Raw genomic sequence first — 21,364 nt, forward strand, 5'->3', positions numbered from 1 at the left:
GCCCGCCCCGGCGCTGCGGTCCGGCGCGGACTCCCGGGCCCCATACAATGCCGTCGTGTCCCACGACCCCCTGACTGGCCGGATCGTCGACTCTCGCTACGAGGTCGGCCGGCGCGTGGCGCGCGGCGGCATGGCCACGGTCTACAAGGCCTATGACCGCCGTCTCGAGCGTGATGTCGCCCTCAAGCTCATGCACGCCCACCTGGCGGACTCCCCCGACTTCGTCGCCCGCTTCCGCAGGGAGGCCAGGGCCGCGGCGCGGCTGTCCAATCCCGGCGTCGTCGCCGTCTACGACCAGGGCGCGATCGACGGCATCGCCTACATCATCATGGAGTACGTGCCCGGGCCCACCCTGCGGGACCGCATCGCCTCGGGCCCCCTGACGGTCGCCGAGGCCCTGGAGATGACCGGCCACGTGCTCCGGCCGCTGGGCGCCGCCCACCGCGCCGGCCTCATGCACCGCGACATCAAGCCGGAGAACGTCCTGCTGCCGGTGGACGGCTCCGTGCCGAAGGTCGCCGACTTCGGGCTGGCCCGGGCGGTCACGGAGGCCACCCAGACCTCCACGGGCAACATCCTGGGGACGGTCGCCTACCTCGCCCCCGAACTCATCACCTCCGGGGCCTCCACGCCGCGCGCCGATGTCTACTCGGTGGGGGTCATGCTCTTCGAGCTGCTCACCGGCGAGCAGCCATTCAGCGCCGACACCCCGATCCAGATCGCCTTCCGCAACGTCCACGAGGACATCCCCGCGCCCTCGACGCGCGCCGATGGGATACCGACCGCCGTCGACGGGCTCGTGGCCTCGATGACCGCGCGGGACCCGCAGGAGCGGCTCGCCAATGCCGATGACGCGCTGCGCGCGGTGAGGGAGGTGGCCGCCGAGGTCGTGGATGAGGCCGGGGCCGACGACGCACCGGCGACCAGTGCCGCCGTGCTGGGCGCCGCCATGGGCGCGGTCGGTGAGGAGGGCGCCGGCGGAGCCGCCTCCCCATCCGGGGCGGACACCGCCGGCAGTGCGGGCAGCGCTGATGGCGCCGTCGGCTCGGCGAGCGCGCCCGGAGCGGTGAGCCCCGCCGGCGCTCCCGGCCCTACCAGCGCGGGAGTCTCCGCCAGCGCGGTCACGCCCGCCGAGGCCTCATTGACGGCCCGCCTCCCCCAGGGCCCCCCCGATCCGGGCGCTGCCACTCCCAGCGCCGGTATGCGCACGGTCTCCCTGCCGATCGGCTCGATCTCCAACACGAGCGGCGATGATGGAGACAGCAAGGAGGATCCCGACACGCGCGCGGCCGGGCTCCTCGGTCGCCGCCTCCTCATCGCGGGTGGCGCGCTCGCCGTCCTCGGCGCGGTGGGCGGCACCGGCGCCTGGTACTTCGTCGCCGGCCCGGGACGCCGGGTCAGCGTCCCCAGGATCGAGGGCATGACCACGGAGGAGGCCAGTGCCGCCGTTTCCGGAGCGGGACTGATCTGGGTCGAGCCGACAACGGTCCACTCCGACTCCGTCCCGGTCGGCACGATCATCTCGGCCATGCCCGCGGGCGGCACCTCGGTGACCGTCGGAGCGCGCATCCAGACCGTCGTCTCGCTCGGCATTGAGCAGAAGACCGTTCCGGACGTCGTCGGCAAGACCGAGCACGATGCCCAGACCGCCATCATCGACGCCGGCCTGACAGTGGGTCAGACCTCGAAGGAGTACTCCGCCTCCGTGGCCACCGGCATGGTGATCTCCACCGATCCAGCGGCGGGCCAATCCCTGGACAAGGGCTCGACCGTCAGCATCACGGTCTCCAGGGGGCGCGCCTCGGCCACGGTGCCCGACGTCGTCGGCAGGACCGAGAGGGAGGCGCGCAAGGCGATCGAGGCTGCCGGCCTGGAGATGAGCATTCCCACCAGGGCCAATGACAAATCGGTCAAGGAGGGTCGTGTCATCTCGCAGTCGCCGAAGAAGGGCGCCAGTGGCGTCTACAAGGGCGACACCGTCGCGCTCGTGATCTCGCAGGGCCCGAAGATGGTCACCGTCCCCGATGTGACGGAGAAGTCCGAGAGCGAGGCGAAGAAGGCCCTCAAGGACGCCGGCTTCGAGGTGCAGGTGGACAAGGCCTGGACGGGCCACGTCTTCGGCGAGGTCGACTACACCAAGCCCGCCAAGGGCGAGCAGGCCGCTGAGGGCTCCACGGTGGTCGTGCGCATCAAGTGACGCCGCCACGGTGATCGACCGACGCAGCGGGACGCGCCGGCGAGTCCCGCCGACCGGGCGGGCGCCGGGAGGCCCGGACGGCTCACTCGGCGGCCGTGCGCGCCCGGCGCGCCAGGAGGGCGATGATCCCCGTGCCGTTGCCGCGCAGTTCGCGCAGTCGGTTGCGCCATGGCTCCGGCCAGCCGAGGGCCTGGCCCTGGGTGGTGACGATGGCCAGGGCGAGAGCAGCGCCGGCGGCGTCCTGACGGCGCATGAGGGCATCGGCGGTGCTGACGGGCAGACCGGACTCGGGCAGGAGGCGCAGCCGGCGGGCGCGCTCGAGTGCCGCGGCGGCTGTGGCGGCGAGCTCCCCGGCGAGGCTCGCGTCGCCGACGGTTCCGGCCAGGCGCTCCAGAGAGGCCAGGCAGGCGGCCTCGTCCTCCCAGTCGGTGGCGGCCAGACGGCCGGCCCAAGGAGCACAGAGCGGGCGGGAGTCGCGCTCGATGTCCTCGAGCAGGGCGCTCATGGCCTCCAGGTGGTCACGGTGCCAGCGCAGGGAGGCGCCATTGTCAGGGATCATGGCGGCAGCGAGGCTCTCCATGCGGCGCAGGCGAGGCAGATCGGCCTCGGCCTGGGCGTTGGGCTCGGCGCCGCGCGCGAGTCGGCGCAGGACGGCCAGGTGCTCGCTCCAGTCGGCCGAGAGCGCGCTGTGCCCAGCGATCGCGCTGATCGCGGCGGCCGACTCGGCTCGGGCGCCGTCGCGGACGATGCCCTCCAGGAGGCTGGGCAGGTCTGGCAGGACATCGCTCCACTCCCCCAGGGCCGCGATGAGCTCGGGCTCGCGGGCGGCGGCGAGGAGGAGGCGGGCGTAGCGCAGGCGATGGCGGTCGGCGATGTGCCGAGGCGATGTGGCCGCCAGGGCGAGAGCGGCGTCGCGGCCCTCGGTGGCCACGTGGGCGAGGATCGTCCAGGCCTCGGGGGCGTCGAGCCAGGCGATCATGGCGCGGGCGGCGGCCAGGCGCACATCGGGGCGGGTGTCACGCGCCATGGCGGCACCGGTGAGGGTGGGCAGGTCCGCGGGGCGGTGGAGGCGGGCGAGGATGCGCAGGGCCTCCTTGCGCGCGCTCATGCGGATGGGGCCGGACATCGCGCCGGTGAGGATCTTGGAGGCCATGGCCGGGTCGAGGCGCGCTGCGCAGGCCATGGCGCCGTCGAAGGCGGTGCGGGCCCAGTCCTGCCCGGCGTGGTGGACGATCTCGCGCAGGGCGGCCTCGGGGTCGGACAGGTGGGCGAGGGCCTCCAGGGCGGAGGCGCGGGTGTCGGGGGCGCCGTCGTCGAGCCAGGGCCGCAGGTCCTCGACAGTGGTGGACGGGATGCGCGCCAGGGCGGTCAGGGCGCGATGGCGCTCGGGGCGGGTGGTGGCGCGCGCGTCGATGCGGCGGCGCAGGGCGGAGGCGTAGGAGGCGAGGTGCTCGGGGGCCCAGCCGTGGGAGCCCTCGGGAAGGAGCGCCAGGTAGGTGTGCTCGCGGTGCCAGAAGCGGCCCCGCAGGGGGCGGTCGAGGAAGAGGATCTCGACGAGGTCCTGCCGCATGGTGGCGATGGCGTCGGTGACGGGGCGCAGGGCGGCGAAGGACTCGTCGCGGCGCACGAGCTCGGCCACGCGCTCGCCGCGGGTGGCGGGGTCGGCCAGCCAGGCGACGGCGGCCCCCTGGCGGTCCGCGGCAACGGGGGAGTCGAGCGCCTGCACGAGGAGGGAGTCGAGCAGCCGCTCGCCGTTCGCCCGGCGGCCGAGGGCGGAGTGGAGGTCGAGGAGGAGGCCGCACTCCCCCGCGAGGGACTCCTCGCGAAGCCGCTTGGCGAGGGCCTCGACGGCGGTGGAGGCCAGGGCGCGCCCAGGGGTGAGCGGCGGGTGCCACAGGTGCGGTTCGTCCCCGACGGCGGCCTGGAGGAGACGCGCGGGGGCGGTGGGAGAGCCCCCAGTGGCGATCGCGTGGTCGATCAGGGCCCAGGCGAGGCCCTGGAGGGTCCACTGAGTGGCGCTGGAGGCGTCCTGGGCGCGCAGGGCCGAGCGGGTGAAGCCCTCCAGGGGCGTGAGGGGGCAACTGGCCAGGACGGACAGTGGGATGGAGGCCAGGGTCCTGGCGACGACGAGGCGAACGGCGTCCTGCTCGTGATCGAGGGCGCCGAGTCGCAGGAGGACATCGGTGAGCGCGTCGGCGTCGCGGCTGCGCCCGGCGGAGCCGATGAGGGCGGCCCAGGCCTGGGCGCGTTCCTCGGCGCCCAGGGCGTGGAGGCGGGGCGCGGCCTGGAGGATGGCCTGTTCGGGTGGCAGGAATCCGGCGAGCGAGAGCTGGTCGAGGGCGCTGGCGGCCTCTGGCAGGGCCGCCATGCGCTGGGCCTCGCGCTGGCGCCGGGCGCGGGGCAGGACCTCCAGGAGCGCCTCGGAGTAGTGGCGATGGGCGGTGTCGACGCCGTCGAGGGCGCCGTCGAGGACCTCCTCGCGATCCCGGGGAGGCAGGGCCGCGAGGATGGCGGCGAGGCGGCCGTCGTCATCACGGCCGGCGCGGGCCAGGGCGATGCGCTCGGGGACGGCGAGCAGGTGGAGGGCGCGGTGGAGGCTCTTGACCAGGCGGGCGCTGGCGGTGGTGAGATGGCGCTGGCCGACGTCGTGGGGGGCGCGGGCCAGCAGGGAGCCGACGGCGGTGGGATCGTGACGCAGGAGGCGCCCGAGATGGGGGTCGAGGCCGTCGGGGATGACGCGGGTGGGCCCGGCGGTCAGGAGCAGGGCGATGATCCCGCCGGGCAGGCTGGCGGCGAGCGGAGCGTAGGCGGTGCGGGCCCAGGCCCAGGCGCGGTCGCGCTGGACGGGGGCGGCACCCTCGAGACGGCGGGCGAGCTCGTCGAGGACGACTCCGGGGTGGCGCCGGGCCAGGGGGGCGAGGCTGGGCAGGAGGTCGCCGAGGTCGGCGATGAGGGAGCGGGCGGTGGGCTCGTCGGCGGAGGCGAGGAGACGGGCGCGGTCGGCGTCGGCCAGGGGAAGGCCGAGGAGGATGGCGGCCATGTCGGTGCGGCGCGTGGCGCGGATGCGGTGCTCCAGGGCTCGGCGCTGATTCAGGGGCAGGCAGAGGTAGCGGGTGGCGAGGTCGTCGGTGCCGGGGACGGCACTGCGGCTGAGGGCGCGCACGCGCTCGACGTCGCCGATCGCCCTGGCGGCGGCCAGGACGAGGCGGGCGTGGTAGTCGGAGACGGCGGCGAGGCCGTCGAGGAGGGAGCCGAGGGTGGGATCGGCGGCGTGGTCGCGGGCGAGGCGCACGAGGGCGCGCACGCGCTCGACATGCGGGAGGGAGGGCAACTGCCGAGCCAGGGATTCGGCGTCGGGAAGGGTCATGGGGCGAGGCTACCGGGCGTCCTGCCGCTTCTTCGCCCTGACGGCGAAGCCTTGTCCCCTTCGAGACCTTCCCGGACACCGGGGCCCGGCTCAGCCGTGGTGGGTTTGGAGCATCTCGGCGACCTCGAAGGCCATCTCGAGGGACTGCTGGTGGTTGAGCCGGGGATCGACGAGGGTCTCGTAGCGCTTGGCCAGGCCGGCCTCGTCGATGCGCTCGCCACCGCCGAGGACCTCGGTGACATCCCCGCCGGTGAGCTCGACGTGGATGCCCCCGGGCACGGTGCCCAGTGCCCTGTGGACCTCGAAGAAGCCGCGGACCTCGTCCATGATCGCCTCGAAGCGGCGGGTCTTGTAACCGTTGTCGGAGATGATGGTGTTGCCGTGCATGGGGTCGGTGATCCAGGTGACGGGGCGCCCGTCGGCGCGGACCGCCTCGACCAGGGGCGCCAGCGCGTCGCGGACACGGCCCGATCCCATACGGGTGATGACGCTCAGACGGCCGGGCTCGCCATCGGGATTGAGCCGGTCGACGAGGGCTAACAGCTCCTCCGGCGCGGCGGTGGGGCCGAGCTTGACACCGACGGGGTTGCGCACGCCCGCCAGGAGGGCGACGTGAGCATCGTCGGCGCCGCGGGTGCGCTCACCGACCCACAGCAGGTGGGCGCTGGTGCCGTAGAGGTCACCGGTGCGCGAGTCGCGCCGGGTCATGGCATCCTCGTACTCCAGCAGGAGGGCCTCGTGGGCGGCGTAGAAGTCGACCTGCTTGAGAGCATCGAAATCGACCCCGGCGGCCTCCATGAAGCGCATGGCCCGGTCGATCTCCTCGGCGAAGGCCTCGAAGCGCTTGTAAGCGGGGTTATCGGTGAAGCCGCGGTTCCAGGAGTGGACCTCGCGCAGATCGGCGTAGCCGCCCATCGTGAAGGCGCGGATGAGGTTGAGGGTCGTGCCGCTGCGCAGGTAGGCCTCGAGCATCCGGGCGGGGTCCGGTGTGCGGGCCTGAAGGCTGAAGTCGTGACCGTTGACCGAGTCGCCGCGGTAGGCGGGCAGGGTCAGGCCATCACGGGTCTCGGTGTCGGCGCTGCGGGGCTTGGCGTACTGACCCGCCATGCGCCCGATCTTGACGATCGGCATCGAGGCGCCGTAGGTGAGCACTGCCGCCATCTGCAGGATGGTCTGGACCTTGAGACGGATGTCCGTGGCGGTATTGCCGTCGAAGGACTCGGCGCAGTCCCCGCCCATGAGGACGAAGGCCCGGCCCCGCGCGGCCTGGGCCATGCGGGAGCGCAAGGAGTCGACCTCGCCGGCGAACACGAGCGGGGGGCGCGAGCGCAGATCCTCCCCAACGGCCGCCAGAGCCCCGGGATCCGGATAGGCGGGCTGCTGCGCGGCAGGACGATCTCGCCAGGTGCCGGGACTGGCGGTGGCCTCAAGCTCGTTCATCACGCCGGTCAGCATAGGTCAGGGCGGAGCGGGCCCGACTCCCCCACCGCATGCCGGGATCAGGGCCCGCCCGGGCCGGACAGCCGCGCCCCGCCTTTGGAGCACCACGGCAGCGTCAGCCGATTACCGGCAGCGCGCTGAGACGCGGAGTCGCACGCTCGGAGGACACCTCAGGATTCAGAACGTTGGAATCACGCGAAGCGATCTCGGGCCGTGGAGTCTCCCGTGCGCATTCGAGGCCCGAATGCGCACGCGGGATCTCGGGCGCGTGCAGCGCCTACGCCATTCCGACGAGAAGTCGGAGCGCTCCCGCTGCAAGCGTGCGATTCCCACTCCGCTCACCTGAGATGTCACGCCCATGGGCGCCGAGAACGCGCCTGGGGCCGGCGGCGCCGCAGCACGGCGCCGCCGGCCCCGAGTGGCGGTCCTGGCCGGTCCGGTCGGCCGGGCCGTCCCTGGCCTCAGTGCTCCGGGGCCGTGTCGGCCGGGGCGACGGTCTGGCCGAGTTCGCTCATGAGCTCGGTGAACCAGGGCTGGGTGATGTCGAAGGGCTTGCCGCCGGCGATGCGCGGGAACGGGATGGCGCCCAGGGCGTCACCGTTCTCCTCGTCCTGGCCGATGACGCCCGACTCGCCGCGCAGGGCGCAGTCGACGGCGAGGTCGCACATCTGCTTGATGAGGGCGAGGTCCTCGGCGTTGGCGGCGGCGGCGCGCGAGTAGTAGCCGGACTTCTGGACCATGACCTTCTCAGCACCGATCAGCTCGGCGAACTGCCTCGCGAACCACTGGCCGGGGTTGATGGTGTCGAGCTTGACGTGGCCGAAGGGGTCGCGCTGGACCTCCTCGCCCTTGGCCTCCATCTCAGCGATGATCTCGGGCACGCCGGCGCCCTCGGACAGGAAGACGTTGACGTTGCCCTGCTCGTCCATGATCGCCTTGAGGCGCTCGGCCTCAGCGGCGATGTCGAGCTTGGCCTCGGGCAGGAAGACGGCGTGGACGTCCCAGCGCTCCTTGGTCAGGCCCAGCGAGGGGGCCCACTGCTTGGTGTCGAGCAGCTTGTGGTAGCGGCGGGCGGTCTCCGCGGTGAGGTAGCCGCAGTTGCGGCCCATGCACTCGTGGATGATGAGCATGCGCGGGTTGGAGCGGTGCTCGCCGATGACGTTGAAGGCGAATCCGGCGCCCTCCTCGGCGGCGGTCCAGGCGCCGAGGGATTGGCGGATCGGAACGACGTCGTTGTCGATGGTCTTGGGCAGGCCGACGACGGTGAGCTCGTAGTCGTTGTCGTGGAGGTAGGCGGCCAGGTCCGCGGCGGTGGTGTTGGTGTCGTCGCCGCCAATGGTGTGCAGGACGTCGACGCCGTCCTTGCGCAGTTGCTCGGCCGCGAACTCGAGGGGGTTCACGCCCTCCTCCACCAGGCCGCGCTCGACGAGGTTCTTGGCGTTGGTGAGCTTGACGCGGGAGTTACCGATCGGGGAGCCGCCGAACTCGCGCAGGAGGCCGGCGTTCTTGCGACCTTCGGCGTCGACGACGATGTAGTTTCCGGTGAGCAGACCGTGGTAGCCGTACTGGTAGGCGATGATCTCGACGTCGGGAGCGACCTCGGTGTAGCGCTCGATGAGGTCGCCGACGGCGGCGGAGAGGCAAGGGGCGAAGCCGCCCGCAGTGAGCAGGGCGACGCGACGGATCGTCATCGTGGGCCTTTCGGTGAAGGTTGAGAAGTGACAGCCCTCATCCTAGCCGTGCGCGCTCGGAAGGCGCTGGCGCCGCTGGTCGCCGCTTCCCCGATCCCAGTCTCCCCCAGAGCGAAACCGTTGGCTCCAGCCACGGCGAGTAGAATAAAGTTACATTATGGCGGCCTGAATTACCATAATCTCCACTTCTGAAAGTAGGTCCTATGCACGCCCGGCGCTCCCAGATCGCGCTCCTCCCCTCTACCCCGCCCTCCCTGAGCCGACGCACGGCACTGACGGGGGCGGCCGCCCTTCCGGTGGCCGCGCTCCTCGCCGCCTGCTCGCCCGGTCAAGCGCCATCATCGGCCGGCGGCGCAGCGGCCGCTGACGCCATCCTGCCCACCTCAGCCGATGAGACCAGGGCCTTCGCCGTCCTGGCGGCCTGGGGAGCATCCCTGGCACTGGCCGCCTGAGACCGATCGGCCCCGTCGTCAGCGGTCTCGGGACTCCGGGGTGGGCTCCTCGTCCGACTCGTCGCCATCGTCGGCCTCATCGGCGGGAGGCTCGGGGACGCTCACCTCGGGGGCGGGGCGGCCGCCGGGGGCCGCCACGGGACCGGCGGGGCGCGAACCGGCCTGCTGGGTCAGCAGGCGATCCGTGGCCTCCAGGGCCGTGATCTTCTCGGCGTCCATCAGCTTCTTCACATCCGCCGCATAGACGTCCACGTACTCCTGCCCCGACAGGGACATGAGCGCGTACATGACCTCGTCGGTGATGGAGCGCAGCACGAAGCGGTCGTTCTCCAGGCCCCGGTAGCGCGAGAAGTCCAGCGGCTCGCCCACCACGATGCCCACGCGGTGGCGCGTCGATGGGATGACCTGACCGATCGGCTGGGCGATATTCGAGCCGATCATCGCCACCGGGATGATCGGCGCGCCCGTGGCCAGCGCGATGCGCGCCACGCCCGTCTTGCCCCGGTACATGCGGCCATCGGGGCTGCGCGTGCCCTCCGGGTAGATGCCGAACAGCTCCCCCGCCCGCAACCGGTCGATCCCCGCCTGGAGGGCCGCCTGCGAGGGCTTGCCGCCCGAGCGGTCCACCGGGATCGTGCCCACGGCCGTCATGAAGCGCTTGACCGCCCAGCCCTTGACCCCCTTGCCGGTGAAGTAGTCGGACTTGCCGATGAACGCCACCTCGCGGTCAATGAGCAGCGGCAGGAAGAACGAGTCGATGACCGCCAGGTGGTTCGAGGCGAGGATCGCCGCGCCCTCGGCGGGAATGTGCTCCTCGCCCCTGATCCAGGGCTGGTAGAGCATCTCCAGGGCGGGGCCGGCGGCGGCCTTCATGCCTCGGTATCCCACGGGGGCCTCCTGCGCTCTCGTCTCCTACTGCTGGCGCTCGCATCCCCCACGCGCCCGGCGGGGCGCCCTTGGAGCGGCTGCACCACGAAGTCTAGCCTCGCACCGTGCCCCCACCCACACGTTCCGCCGACGGCGCCCGCGATCCACGCGGCGCCGCCGTGACCGCCCGCCCGTGGGTCACCACCGGGACGCAGGGCTCCTTCGAGGATATGGGCACACCCCTGCGCGAGGCGACCTTCGTCGTCGTCGACCTGGAGACCACCGGAGCGGGCCCCGGAGCCCACGCCATCACCGAGATCGGGGCCGTCCGCGTGCGCGGCGGCATCGTCGACGACGAGTTCTCCACCCTGGCGAACCCCGACGCGCCCATCCCCGCCCAGATCACGCTGCTCACCGGGATCACCAACGCCATGGTCGCCACCGCGCCGGCCCTTGAAGAGGCGCTCACCGCCTTCCTGGCCTGGTTCCGCCGGGCCCGCCCGGCCGGCTCCGGGGCCGCCGGCCCGATCCTCGTGGCGCACAACGCCCGATTCGACGTCGGCCACCTGCGCGGCGCCGCCCGCGCGCTGGACCTGCCCTGGGACGAGCCCCGCGTCGTCGACACCCTCGCCCTGGCGCGCAAGGCCTGGTCTCGCTCCAACGTCCCCAACCACAGGCTCGGCACCCTCGCCTCCTTCGTCGGCTCCCCCACCCGACCCACGCACCGCGCCCTCGACGACGCCCGCGCCACTGCCGACGTCCTCCACGCCGCCCTGGAGGCCCTCGCGCCGCTGGGCATCACCCACGTGGAGGACCTGGCCACCGCCGCGGACCCCGTTCCCGCCACGCGCCGCGCCAAGGCCCGTCTGGCCGACCCACTCCCCCACGCGCCCGGCGTCTACCAGTTCCACTCCCCCTCCGGGCAAGCGCTCTACATCGGCAGCGCCTCCGACCTCCACCGCCGCGTGCGCTCCTATTTCACCGCCGCGGAGAAGCGCGGTCGCATCGCCCGCATGCTCGACACCGCCGTGAGCGTGCGCCACATCGAGACCCCCACCGAGATCGAGGCCCGCGTTCGCGAGCTGCGCCTCATCGCCGAGCTCGACCCGCCCCTCAACCGCCGCTCCCGCGCGCCCCAGCGCCAGCCCTGGCTGCGCGTAGCCCAGGGGAGCGGCGGCCTCGGCCCACGCCTGGCGCTGACAACAGCGCTGCCCACCGACGACGTATCCGAGGCCGTGGGCCCCTTCCCGTCCCGCGCGACCGGATTGGAGGCGCAGCGGGCCGCCGAGTCGGTCCTGCGGCTGAGCGCCTGGGACGGCACGGGCCCGCGCCGGGTCTCGGGCGATGACTCGCCCGCCGACGCCGCTACCGCGCGCCGGGCCCTGGCCGGACACATCGACCTCGTGGCCGCGCCCATCCTGGAGCGCGTGGCCGACCTGGCCGAGCGCGAGCGTTACGAGGAGGCGGGCGCGTGGACCTCCCGCCTGCGCTCGCTCCTGCTCGGCGCGCGCCGCGCGGAGGCCGCCAGGCCCCTGCTCGCCTGCCCGCACCTCATCGCGGCCAGGCGCCGCGAAACGGGCGGCTGGGAGCTCGTGGCCGTGCGCTGGGGACGGCTTGCGGGCTCGCTCGTCAGCCCGCCCGGCGCGGACCCGCGCCCCTACGTCGACGACCTGCGCGCCACGGCCCAGATCGTCGCCCGCCCCGAGCGCGTCGGGCAGGCAACTAGCGTGGAGGAGACGCTACTGCTGGCCTCCTGGGTTCTCGACGACGGCGCCCGCCTCGTCGAGGTCGACGCAGATCCCTCCGTCCTGGCCTGGCCCATCGGCGCCGCCGCCCGCCACCGACGAGTCATCGACTCGGGTTGATGCGAGAAACTTCGGATGATTTCGGCTGAGGAGTGGGGGATCCGGTCCGCCTCAGTCCTCCTGTCAGCCCGCCGCGACGACGCTGCCCCGGCGGGCGCGGAGCGCCGCGACGATGCCCTCCTGGAGGGCCAGTGGCTCCAGGGGCCGGGGAACGACGGCCTCCGCCTTGGACCAGGCGGCCAGCCAATCATCCTGGGGGCGGGCGGTCAGGAGCAGCACCGGTGGGCGGCGGTCCATCTCGGTGAAGAGCTCGTGGGCCAGGCCCATGCCACCGTACTTCTTGACCTCGCCGTCGAGCACGAGCGCGTCGAAGGGCCTCCGGCCGGCCTCGGCCCGGTCCTTCATTGCCAGGCGCACGCCCTCGGCGGTAGCCGCCTCGAACCAGGTCACGAGCGGCATTCCCTTGGCGGGGCGGCGGCCGATGCCCTCGATGACCTCGCGGCGGACGTTGGCGTCGTCGGAGAAGACGAGGAGCTCGAGGCGGTCGGCGGCGCCAGGGGAGTCGATGGCGGTCATGAGGTCCTCCGAAGGACGGTCTGGGCGGCAAGGCGTTCAGCGGTCAGTGTAATCACAGCCGGGCAGGGGTGCTCGACTACCCGCGCCCGGCTCGGCGACCTACGATGGGAGCACATCCGGGACTTCAGTCCTAGCGCTTCGTCGCGCCGGGCTGGGTCCGCCCACCGACCTGAAAGGCACGCCGCATGGCCGTCTACACCCTGCCCGAGCTCCCCTACGACTACGCCGCCCTCGAGCCCCACATCTCCGGGCGCATCATGGAGCTCCACCACGACAAGCACCACGCCGCCTACGTCTCGGGCGCGAACGCCGCGCTCGATGCCCTGGCCGCCGCCCGGGACGCGGACAACTTCGCCGCCATCAACCAGTGGGAGAAGGATCTCGCCTTCAACCTGGCCGGCCACACCAACCACACGCTCTTCTGGAAGAACCTCGCCCCGAACGCCGGCGGCGAGCCCGAGGGCGAGCTGGCCGAGGCCATCAAGGACTCCTTCGGCTCCTTCAAGCAGTTCCAGGCCCATTTCACCGCCGCCGCCCTGGGCATCCAGGGCTCGGGCTGGGCGATGCTGGCCTTCGACGTGCTGTCCGGCAAGCTGGTCATCTTCCAGCTCTTCGACCACCAGTCGAACCTGCCCGCGGGCACCCTCCCCCTCTTCCTGGTGGACATGTGGGAGCACGCCTTCTACCTCGACTACCTCAACGTCAAGGCCGACTACGTCAAGGCCATCTGGAACATCGCCAACTGGCAGAACGTCTCCGAGAGCCTGGCCCTGGCCACCGCCACGCGCTCCGAGATCCTCAAGGCATCCTGAGCCGCGCTGCGGGGCCCGACTGCGGACCCGGGCCCGGGATGAGAAGGGCCCCGCGACCGATCGTCCGGTCGCGGGGCCCTTCTCACCCTCCCCTGAGCGGCGCTGCCACTCCCGGGTGAGTGGTGAAGCCGGTCAGAGGGCCTCGCCCAGGTCCATCACGTAGGCGAGCGATGGCGCCGAGCCGTCCGGGGCGGGCGGGGTCAGCACGATGACGCGTGATCCGGTGGGCACCCCTTCCAGGCCCTTGAGCTGGGCCGTCTGCACAGTCTGGAGGACGCCCTCCTTCCAGGTGGAGCCGGTCCGGGAGCCGTCCCATGTGGAGAAGGCGACGTTCGCCGCAGCGGTGGCACCCGCGGGCAGGGGCTGCCCCGTACCTCGGGCCAGCACGATGACCTCGGGCGCGGTGGGCTCCGCCGTACCCGGGGCCACGCTGATCGTCGCCTCGGAGCCGAGCGCTCCGGTCACCGTGATCCCGCGGGCGGTCGCCGTCTCCTCGCCCTCCATGGTGGCCGTGGAGACGGCGGATTCGACATCTTGGGATGAGGCCTTCGAGACGATCTCGACGACGAACACCAGCGGGCCCTGGGGAGGCTTCCGCGCGGCGGCCTGCGTCTGGCCGCCGGTCATGCCCTGCCCGTAACCGAGCTCCGGCGGGATCGACATGAGCACGCGCTCGCCAACCCTGTGGCCGGCCAGCCCGCAGGTCCAGCCCGGGACCACCTGCTGGAGGCTGAAGGGGGTCGGGGCCCCGCGATCGTAGGAGGCATCGAAAGTAGCGTCGCTGCCCCACTCCCAGCCGGCGTACGAGGCATTGACGATGTCGGAGCCCGAGACCGCCTCTCCCGTCCCCTCGTCGAGGGTCTTGACGGTCAGATTCGCCGGCGCGGCCTGGCCGCTCCAGGCAAGGGTCGGCTTGGCGCCCGCATCGCCGCTGACGGTCGGCAGTGCGGCCGAGTCGGAGTCGATGGTCAGCGTCGAGCAGTCGACCCTGGCCAGGGGCGAGACCGTGGCCGCCGGCGCATCTGCCGCGTCTGCCTGCTTGGAACTACCGCCGCAACCGGCGAGGGTCAGGCCCGCGGTCAGCGCGATCGCGCCGAGGGCGAGGCCGCGGCGCTTCGCGCGGCCGACGGTGGGAAGGGAGGGGAAGGAAGGCACTACTCGCCTCTCGGGTCGGTGAGAAGTCCTGCCGCCGCTGATGCGGCGGCAGGGTCCTCTCAGTGAGGATCAGTGGAAGGACTCGCCGCAGGCGCAGGTGCCGACCGCGTTCGGGTTCTCGATGGTGAAGCCCTGCTTCTCGATCGTGTCCGCGAAGTCGATCGTGGCACCGGACAGGTAGGGAACGCTCATGCGGTCCACGACCACCTCGACTCTCTCCATGGCGCCGCCACCGGTCGGGAAGGCGCGCACGGCGTCGCCGTCGAGGGCACGCTCGTCGAAGTAGAGCTGGTAGACGAGGCCGGAGCAGCCGCCTGGCTGCACGGCCACGCGCAGCCGCAGGTCGTCCCGGCCCTCCTGCTCCAGGAGGGAGGCGACCTTGGCGGCGGCCGCCTGGGTGAGGAGGACCTCGTGCTCGGGCGACTCGGTGGTCCCCATGGCCGTCTCGGTGCTCGTGGTCTCAAGAGTCTGGGTCATGACTGTCTCCGTACTGTCTGCGAATCGTCCCCGTCGATCGACGTGGTTATTCACGACTACCTTACGTCCGCGCCCCTCGGATCACCGAGTGACGGCACTCACCGGAGCGCACGAGCCTCTCTCGGCCTCCTGCCAAGCTCCGATCAGGCCATGTCCACGAGATCGAGGTAGTCGTCGCCCCACAGGTCCTCGTCTCCGTCGGGCAGCAGGAGCACCCGGTCGGGATTGAGAGCGCTCACCGCGCCCTCGTCGTGGGTGACGAGCACGACGGCTCCGGTGAAGGTGGACAGCGCCCGCAGGATCTCCTGGCGGCTGGCCGGGTCGAGGTTGTTCGTGGGCTCATCGAGCAGCAGGACATTGGCGCTGGAGACCACGAGGATCGCCAGGGCCAGGCGCGTCTTCTCCCCGCCGGACAGGACTCGGGCGGGCTTATCCGCGTCCGCTCCCGAGAACAGGAAGGAGCCGAGCACGCCGCGCACCTGGGTGTCATCCATCTCCGGGGCGGCTGAGCGCAGGTTCTCCACCACGGTGCGGTCGTTGTCGATGGTCTCGTGCTCCTGGGCGTAGTAGCCGATCTTGAGGCCGTACCCGGGCAGGATCTCACCGGAATCCGGGGTCTCAACACCGGCCAGGAGGCGCAGGAGTGTCGTCTTGCCGGCGCCGTTGAGGCCGAGGACCACCACGCGAGAGCCCCGGTCGATCGCCAGGTCCACCCCGGCGAAGACCTCCAGAGAGCCGTAGGCCTTGGACAGCCCGGTGGCCTTGAGCGGCGTCTTGCCGCAGGGGGCTGGGTCCGGGAAGCGCAGGCGGGCGACCTTGTCCGCCTGCTGCTCGGCCTCAAGGCCGGCCATGAGCCTCTCGGCGCGCTTGAGCATCTGCTGGGCGGCGACGGCCTTGGTGGCCTTGGCGCGCATCTTCTCGCCCTGGGCGCGCAGGGTGGCCGCCTTCTTCTCCGCATTGGCGCGCTCGCGGCGGCGCCGGTGCTCGTCGTCGGCCCGTTGCTTGAGGTAGGCGTCCCAGCCGAGATGGTAGACGTCGAGCGCGCCGCGGTTGGCGTCCAGGTGCATGACCTGGTTGACGGTGTCGCGCAGGAGCTCGACGTCGTGGCTGATAACGATGAAGCCGCCGGAGTAGGCGCGCAGGTGGTCGCGCAACCAGACGATGGAATCGTGGTCGAGGTGGTTCGTGGGCTCGTCGAGGAGCAGCGTGTCGGGGTGGGCGAACAGGACGCGGGCGAGCTCGACGCGGCGCCGCTGGCCACCGGAGAGCGTGCCGATGGGCTGATCGAGGATGCGGTCGGGCAGGGAGAGCGCCGCGGCGATGCGGGCGGCCTCGGAGGCCGCGGCGTAGCCGCCGGCCATGGTGAACTCGTGGTCGAGGCGGGTGTAGCGGTCCAGGGCTTTGGCCATGGCGTCGCCCTCGGTGGTGGCGATGCGCTCCTCCGCCTTGCGGATGCGGGCCAGGAGGGAGTCGATGCCGCGGGCCGACAGGATGCGGTCGCGGGCGATCTCGCCCAGGTCCCCGACCTTCGTGTCCTGCGGCAGGTAGCCGACGGTCCCGTTGCAGGAGATCGTGCCCTCGTGCTCGACGGCGTCCAGGCCGTGGCGCTCATCGCCGTCGGCCACGGCCTGGCCGGTGCCCTGGGCCACCGAGGCGGCGGCGAGGAGCTTGGTCATCGTCGTCTTCCCGGCGCCGTTGCGGCCGACGAGGCCGATGCGCATGCCCTTGTCGACGCGGAAACTGGCACCGGCCACGAGCCGGCGGGCGCCGATGCGCAGGGTGAGGTCCTGGACGTTGATCACGGCGGACATGCTACGGGGCGCGGCGGCGCGCTCCCGACGGAGCCGCGCGGACGAGGGCCGGGTTCCCGCTCCGGTACGACGGGTCACGCTCCCGGTACGACGCCGAGACCCGCGCAGGATTGAGGCAGCCCTCACAGGGCTGTAACATCTCAGCAATGCGGCATCCCCGTGCCCGTCCGCCCGCGCGGCCGATCCCTGGGCCCGGAGAATCGCTATGCCGACGGCACTGCCCGCCGTCGGGCCATACGTCAGAAAGGCACCCCCACGCCATGACCACCACCACGAGCACGCCCGAGGCTATCCTCGACGCGGTCGGCGGGGCGGACAACATCGTCCACCTCACGCACTGCGCCACCCGCCTCCGGTTCGAACTCCACGACGCCTCGGTCATCGACAAGGCCGCCGTCGAGGCCATCCCCGGAGTCCTCGGCGCGGTTCCCCAGTCCGGCGACCGCTACCAGATCGTCATCGGCGGCGCCGTCCAGGGCGTGTACACCGAGATCATGAACCTGCCAGCGATGAAGAAGAGCGCCGGGGCTGTGTCCGACGCCGACGTCAAAGCGGCCGCCCGCTCCAAGGCCCGCGGGAAGAACGCGATCATCGACGCCTTCTTCGAGTACCTCTCCGACTCCTTCCGCCCGCTGCTTCCCGTGCTGCTCGGCGCCTCGCTCATCATCGCCTTCGAGGCGATGCTCGACGCGCTGGGCGTCGTCGACTTCCGGGACGACGCGGCCAAGGGCGCCACCTGGGTCTTCGTGGACTCCATGTGGCGCTCGGTGTTCTACTTCCTGCCGATCATGGTGGCCTACAACGCCGCCAAGAAGCTCAACATCGACCCCTGGGTCGGCACGGCCATCATGGCCGCGCTGCTGACCCCGAACTTCATGAGCCTGAGCTCCAAGGCCTACACCGAGACCGCCGAGGGCTCGGGCATGTTCGCCGAGGCCCTGAAATTCTCCGACCAGGTCACCTGCACGATGAACCCCACGCTGGGCACCGAGTCCTGCGTCGCGCACATCTTCGGCCTGCCCATGCAGCTCAATGACTACGGCGGCCAGGTGTTCGTCCCCCTCATCATGGTCGCGGTTCTCGCGCCGCTGTACAAGGGTCTGCAGAAGCTCATCCCGGTCAATCTCCAGATGGTCTTCGTCCCCTTCCTCTCCTTCGTCATCATGATGCCGGTCACCGCCTTCCTCCTGGGCCCCATCGGAGTGTGGGCCGGTAGCGCCATCGGCGCCGGCCTGGCATGGCTCAACAGCAGCGCTCCGATCGTCTTCGCGATCGTCATCCCGCTGCTCTACCCCTTCCTGGTGCCGCTGGGCCTGCACTGGCCGCTCAACGCGCTCATGCTCATCAACATCGACACCCTGGGCTACGACTTCATCCAGGGCCCCATGGGAGCCTGGAACTTCGCCTGCTTCGGCGCCACCGCCGGTGTGCTCGTCCTGGCCATCCGCGACAAGGACCGCGTCATGCGCCAGACCGCCTCGGGCGCTCTCGCCGCAGGCCTCCTCGGTGGTATCTCCGAGCCCTCTCTCTACGGTATCCACCTGCGTTTCAAGCGGATCTACCCGCGCATGCTCGTCGGCTGCGCCGTCGGCGGTCTCATCGTCGGCATCGGCGGTGGCCTGAAGGCCTCGACCTTCGTGTTCACCTCCCTGCTGACCATCCCGGTCTTCTCCCCGATGTTCCTCTACGTCGTGGGCATCGCGGCGGCCTTCACCACCGCGATGGTGCTCATCATCCTCACCGACTACCGCACGAAGGAGGAGCGCGCCGCCATGGCCACTGCCGCCGGCGGCACCGCCGAGGCCTCCGCCGAGGACACCGCTGCGGATCTGGCGCTCGAGGCCGGAGCCGCCAGCACTGCCGGTGCCACTGCTGAGGCGCTCAAGCCCGGCACGGTGACCGAGATCGCCTCTCCGCTCGTCGGTGATGTCACGGCCCTGGCCGATGTGCCGGACCCGGTGTTCTCCACCGGGGCCGTCGGTGCCGGCGCCGGCGTGACGCCCTCGGGCGAGATCGTCGTGACGGCCCCCGCTGCCGGGACGGTCGTCGCCGCCCCCGCCTCTGGCCACGCCTACGGCATCAACCTGGACAACGGCGTCGAACTGCTCATCCACGTGGGCATCGACACCGTCAACCTGGAGGGCAAGGGCTTCGACGTCAAGGTCAAGCAGGGCGATCGGGTCGAGGCCGGCCAGGAGCTCGTGCGCGTCGACCGCGCCGTCGTCGAGGAGGCCGGCTACTCGCTGACCACCCCGGTGCTCGTCACCAACACCGCGAAGTTCGCCTCCGTCGAGCTGGTGGCCTCCGGCAGCATCGAGCGGGGCGCCACGCTCCTGCGCATCACCGCCAAGGATTGATCCTGGACTGATCCTCTGGCGAGGACTGACCGGACGGTTCCGGTTCTGAGGGTCGGCGCCCGCTGGGGCGTCGGCCCTCAGTTTCACCGCCGCGCTGGGAAGAGCGGGCAGGAGCCCGGGATCGAGAGCCGGGCCCCTCAGTCCTCCCCCGGGACTCGCAGCGCCCAGAAGGCGACGGCGGCCGCGGCGGCCACGTTGAGGGAGTCCACTCCTCCGGCCATGGGAATGCGCACGACGGCGTCGCAGGCGCTCACGGTGCGCCGTCGCAGCCCGTCGCCCTCGGTGCCCAGTACAAGGGCGACTCGGGATCGCGGGGAGGCGCAGGCGGGTGAGGCGGCGAAGGCGTCGAGGCTCATCGAGTCCTCGGACAGGGCCATGGCCGCCACGGTGAAGCCCGCTGCGTGGAGGTCATCGAGGGCCGGCCAGGGATCGATGCGCGTCCACGGCACCTGGAAGACGGTACCCATGGAGACGCGCACGCTGCGCCGGTAGAGCGGGTCGGCGCAGCGCGGTGTGACGAGCACGGCGTCCATCCCCAGGGCGGCCGCGGAGCGGAAGGCCGCGCCCACGTTCGTGTGGTCGACGAGGTCCTCGAGAACCACCACCCGGCGGGCGCCCGTTCCCCCGCGGGCCGCCGCGAGCAACTGGGGGACCGGGGCGAGAACAGGGCGGTTCATGGCTGCCAGCGCTCCCCGATGGAGGTGGAATCCGGTGATGGACTCCAGCACAGCCTCCTCGGCGACGTAGACGGGCACGGGGCCGCCCTCGGGATCGCCCTGGCAGCCGAAGGCCGCTGCGATGAGCGGCGCCATCTCGTCCAGGTAGCGGGGGGCCATGAGGAAGGAGCGGGGCGCGTGCCCCGCCTCCACGGCCCTGGCGATCACCTTGGTGGATTCGGCCATGTACAGTCCGCGCACGGTCTCGAGGCGGCGGCGCAAGGCGACGTCGGTCAGGCGCGTGTAGTCGGCGAGGCGGTCGTCATTGCCGTGCTCGACGGGGACGATCATCGCACGGCTCCCTGGTGGAGGGGACGACAGGGGATGGGAACGAGCGGGGAGCGTGAGGGGACGGGCAGCACAACGGGGAGACTAGGACGGCCGGTCGGCCGATTCCATGTCTCCCCGTTGCGCCATCGGGTTTTGGGACGCGCCTCACCCCTGCTGCGGGGGCTCGGGCTCCTGGCGGTGCGCGCCGCCCCGCGACGGCGGGAGGGAGGAGGTCACCGGGTTGGCCCCACCGGCGGACTGCGGCGCCTCGGCCGCCTCCTGCGAGGCGGAGGCCGCCTCGCCGCGGGCCTGCGCCAGGGCCTCCTCGGGGGTCTGCAGGTTCGTGGCGGCCAGGTCGGAGGCGATGTCGAGACCCGTCTCCATGCCGGCCAGATTCACCTGGGCCTCACCGGAGTCACCAGCGTCGGCGAAGGCGGCCGACGGGCCGTCGACGCCCTTTCCGCCCAGCGCACCGGCGATGCCGTTGAGAGCCGCGGTGAACTCCGTAGGCACCACCCACATCTTGGAGGACTGCCCGTCGGCGATCTTGGGCAGCGTTTGCAGGTACTGGTAGGCCAGCAGCTTGGGGTCGGGATTGCCGCGGTGGATGGCGTCGAAGACCTGGAGGATGGCGCGGGACTCGCCCTGGGCCTTGAGGATCGCGGACTGGGCCTGGCCCTCGGCCCGCAGAATCGCGGACTGCTTATCGCCCTCGGCCGTGAGGATCTGGGACTGCTTGACGCCCTCGGCCGTGAGGATGGCGGCACGGCGGTCGCGCTCAGCGCGCATCTGCTGCTCCATGGCGCCCTGGATGGAGGCGGGCGGGTCGATGGACTTCAGCTCCACATTGCCCACGCGGATGCCCCAGCGGCCGGTGGCCTGGTCGAGGACGCCGCGCAGTTGACCGTTGATCTGGTCGCGGCTGGTCAGCGTCTGCTCCAGGTCCATGGCACCGATGACGTTGCGCAGCGTGGTGACGGTGAGCTGCTCGATCGCCTGAAGGTAGTTGGAAATCTCGTAGGTGGCGCGCTTGGGGTCGTTGATCTGGTAGTAGATGACCGAGTCGATGGACACCACGAGGTTGTCGGAGGTGATGACCGGCTGCGGCGGGAAGGACACAACCTGCTCGCGCAGGTCCACGGTGGTGCGCACGCGGTCCAAGAAGGGCACCAGGAGGTGCATGCCCGCACCGTACTCGGCCTGGAACTTGCCCAGGCGCTCAACGATGATCGCGTATGACTGGGGCACGATCCTCACGGCGCGCACGATCGCCACGAGGACGAGCAGGAGGAATAGGCCGAGGATGACGAGGATGGCGTTCTCCATATCAGCTCCTTGATCCGTAGATATGGGGCCGCCGCGCGAGGGCGG

The 21,364-nt window shown here is 71.7% G+C and carries 15 protein-coding genes; 5 read left to right on the top strand and 10 right to left on the bottom strand.

Features of this window, described 5'->3' with window-relative positions; all coding sequences use genetic code 11:
* Positions 1-55 precede the first annotated feature (55 nt).
* Positions 56-2,197: a Stk1 family PASTA domain-containing Ser/Thr kinase gene (locus B1H50_RS05325; RefSeq protein ID WP_080462729.1), complete on the top strand. Its 2,142-nt coding sequence runs from the start codon at positions 56-58 to the stop codon at positions 2,195-2,197.
* Between the two features lie 82 nt (positions 2,198-2,279).
* On the opposite strand, the gene B1H50_RS05330 is transcribed toward B1H50_RS05325, so the two are convergent.
* The 3 genes from B1H50_RS05330 to B1H50_RS05340 form a co-directional block, all read right to left on the bottom strand.
* Positions 2,280-5,564 (bottom strand): hypothetical protein, encoded by a 3,285-nt coding sequence (locus B1H50_RS05330; RefSeq protein ID WP_080462730.1) that lies wholly within the window; start codon positions 5,562-5,564, stop codon positions 2,280-2,282.
* A gap of 90 nt (positions 5,565-5,654) precedes the next feature.
* Entirely contained in the window at positions 5,655-7,019 is a 1,365-nt protein-coding gene (locus B1H50_RS05335) for a class II 3-deoxy-7-phosphoheptulonate synthase (protein WP_080462731.1), read from the bottom strand.
* A gap of 446 nt (positions 7,020-7,465) precedes the next feature.
* A complete protein-coding gene (locus B1H50_RS05340; RefSeq protein ID WP_080462732.1) occupies positions 7,466-8,695 on the bottom strand; it encodes a pyrophosphate--fructose-6-phosphate 1-phosphotransferase in 1,230 nt (409 codons plus the stop codon).
* A gap of 203 nt (positions 8,696-8,898) precedes the next feature.
* Here B1H50_RS05340 and B1H50_RS05345 point away from each other — a divergent pair, with 203 nt between their 5' ends.
* Entirely contained in the window at positions 8,899-9,147 is a 249-nt protein-coding gene (locus tag B1H50_RS05345; protein WP_080462733.1) for a hypothetical protein, read from the top strand.
* An 18-nt stretch (positions 9,148-9,165) separates the two neighbouring features.
* Here B1H50_RS05345 and B1H50_RS05350 read toward each other — a convergent pair whose 3' ends face one another.
* Positions 9,166-10,035, bottom strand: coding sequence for a lysophospholipid acyltransferase family protein (locus tag B1H50_RS05350; RefSeq protein ID WP_080462734.1), 870 nt, complete (start codon positions 10,033-10,035; stop codon positions 9,166-9,168).
* 209 nt (positions 10,036-10,244) lie between these two features.
* On the opposite strand from B1H50_RS05350, the gene B1H50_RS05355 reads away from it, so the two are divergent.
* Complete coding sequence (locus B1H50_RS05355) at positions 10,245-11,879, top strand: DEDD exonuclease domain-containing protein (RefSeq protein WP_229657930.1); 1,635 nt, start codon at positions 10,245-10,247, stop codon at positions 11,877-11,879.
* A 63-nt stretch (positions 11,880-11,942) separates the two neighbouring features.
* Here the strand turns inward: B1H50_RS05355 and B1H50_RS05360 are convergent, their stop codons facing one another.
* On the bottom strand, positions 11,943-12,395 hold the full coding sequence (locus tag B1H50_RS05360) for a hypothetical protein (protein ID WP_080462736.1): 453 nt from the start codon (positions 12,393-12,395) through the stop codon (positions 11,943-11,945).
* A 185-nt stretch (positions 12,396-12,580) separates the two neighbouring features.
* Between B1H50_RS05360 and B1H50_RS05365 the strand changes: the two genes are divergently transcribed.
* The gene (locus B1H50_RS05365; RefSeq protein WP_080462737.1) at positions 12,581-13,207 is read left to right on the top strand and encodes a superoxide dismutase; all 627 of its coding nucleotides are present in this window, start codon (positions 12,581-12,583) and stop codon (positions 13,205-13,207) included.
* A 132-nt stretch (positions 13,208-13,339) separates the two neighbouring features.
* Here B1H50_RS05365 and B1H50_RS05370 read toward each other — a convergent pair whose 3' ends face one another.
* From B1H50_RS05370 to B1H50_RS05380, 3 genes are all read right to left on the bottom strand, one after another.
* Positions 13,340-14,362 (bottom strand): FKBP-type peptidyl-prolyl cis-trans isomerase, encoded by a 1,023-nt coding sequence (locus B1H50_RS05370; RefSeq protein WP_080462738.1) that lies wholly within the window; start codon positions 14,360-14,362, stop codon positions 13,340-13,342.
* 69 nt (positions 14,363-14,431) lie between these two features.
* Positions 14,432-14,839, bottom strand: coding sequence for a HesB/IscA family protein (locus B1H50_RS05375; RefSeq protein ID WP_080462739.1), 408 nt, complete (start codon positions 14,837-14,839; stop codon positions 14,432-14,434).
* Positions 14,840-14,982: 143 nt separating this feature from the next.
* Positions 14,983-16,641 (bottom strand): ABC-F family ATP-binding cassette domain-containing protein, encoded by a 1,659-nt coding sequence (locus tag B1H50_RS05380; RefSeq protein ID WP_188640707.1) that lies wholly within the window; start codon positions 16,639-16,641, stop codon positions 14,983-14,985.
* 269 nt (positions 16,642-16,910) lie between these two features.
* On the opposite strand from B1H50_RS05380, the gene B1H50_RS05385 reads away from it, so the two are divergent.
* A complete protein-coding gene (locus tag B1H50_RS05385; protein WP_080462741.1) occupies positions 16,911-19,007 on the top strand; it encodes a glucose PTS transporter subunit IIA in 2,097 nt (698 codons plus the stop codon).
* 137 nt (positions 19,008-19,144) lie between these two features.
* On the opposite strand, the gene B1H50_RS05390 is transcribed toward B1H50_RS05385, so the two are convergent.
* Positions 19,145-20,014: a TrmH family RNA methyltransferase gene (locus B1H50_RS05390; RefSeq protein WP_080462742.1), complete on the bottom strand. Its 870-nt coding sequence runs from the start codon at positions 20,012-20,014 to the stop codon at positions 19,145-19,147.
* 144 nt (positions 20,015-20,158) lie between these two features.
* Positions 20,159-21,319: an SPFH domain-containing protein gene (locus B1H50_RS05395; RefSeq protein ID WP_080462743.1), complete on the bottom strand. Its 1,161-nt coding sequence runs from the start codon at positions 21,317-21,319 to the stop codon at positions 20,159-20,161.
* Between the last annotated feature and the right edge of the window lie 45 nt (positions 21,320-21,364).

Origin of the sequence: Actinomyces gaoshouyii (assembly GCF_002072175.1) — a bacterium.
Classification (GTDB): domain Bacteria; phylum Actinomycetota; class Actinomycetes; order Actinomycetales; family Actinomycetaceae; genus Actinomyces; species Actinomyces gaoshouyii.

What these genes read in the sequence shown, in the direction of transcription:
- B1H50_RS05385 (WP_080462741.1), top strand. Translation starts at nt 16,911, where the DNA reads ATGACCACCACCACGAGCACGCCCGAGGCTATCCTCGACGCGGTCGGC.
- B1H50_RS05365 (WP_080462737.1), top strand. Translation starts at nt 12,581, where the DNA reads ATGGCCGTCTACACCCTGCCCGAGCTCCCCTACGACTACGCCGCCCTC.
- B1H50_RS05345 (WP_080462733.1), top strand. Translation starts at nt 8,899, where the DNA reads ATGCACGCCCGGCGCTCCCAGATCGCGCTCCTCCCCTCTACCCCGCCC.
- B1H50_RS05330 (WP_080462730.1), bottom strand. Translation starts at nt 5,564, where the DNA reads ATGACCCTTCCCGACGCCGAATCCCTGGCTCGGCAGTTGCCCTCCCTC.
- B1H50_RS05340 (WP_080462732.1), bottom strand. Translation starts at nt 8,695, where the DNA reads ATGACGATCCGTCGCGTCGCCCTGCTCACTGCGGGCGGCTTCGCCCCT.
- B1H50_RS05395 (WP_080462743.1), bottom strand. Translation starts at nt 21,319, where the DNA reads ATGGAGAACGCCATCCTCGTCATCCTCGGCCTATTCCTCCTGCTCGTC.
- B1H50_RS05355 (WP_229657930.1), top strand. Translation starts at nt 10,245, where the DNA reads ATGGGCACACCCCTGCGCGAGGCGACCTTCGTCGTCGTCGACCTGGAG.
- B1H50_RS05360 (WP_080462736.1), bottom strand. Translation starts at nt 12,395, where the DNA reads ATGACCGCCATCGACTCCCCTGGCGCCGCCGACCGCCTCGAGCTCCTC.
- B1H50_RS05375 (WP_080462739.1), bottom strand. Translation starts at nt 14,839, where the DNA reads ATGACCCAGACTCTTGAGACCACGAGCACCGAGACGGCCATGGGGACC.
- B1H50_RS05390 (WP_080462742.1), bottom strand. Translation starts at nt 20,014, where the DNA reads ATGATCGTCCCCGTCGAGCACGGCAATGACGACCGCCTCGCCGACTAC.
- B1H50_RS05335 (WP_080462731.1), bottom strand. Translation starts at nt 7,019, where the DNA reads ATGCTGACCGGCGTGATGAACGAGCTTGAGGCCACCGCCAGTCCCGGC.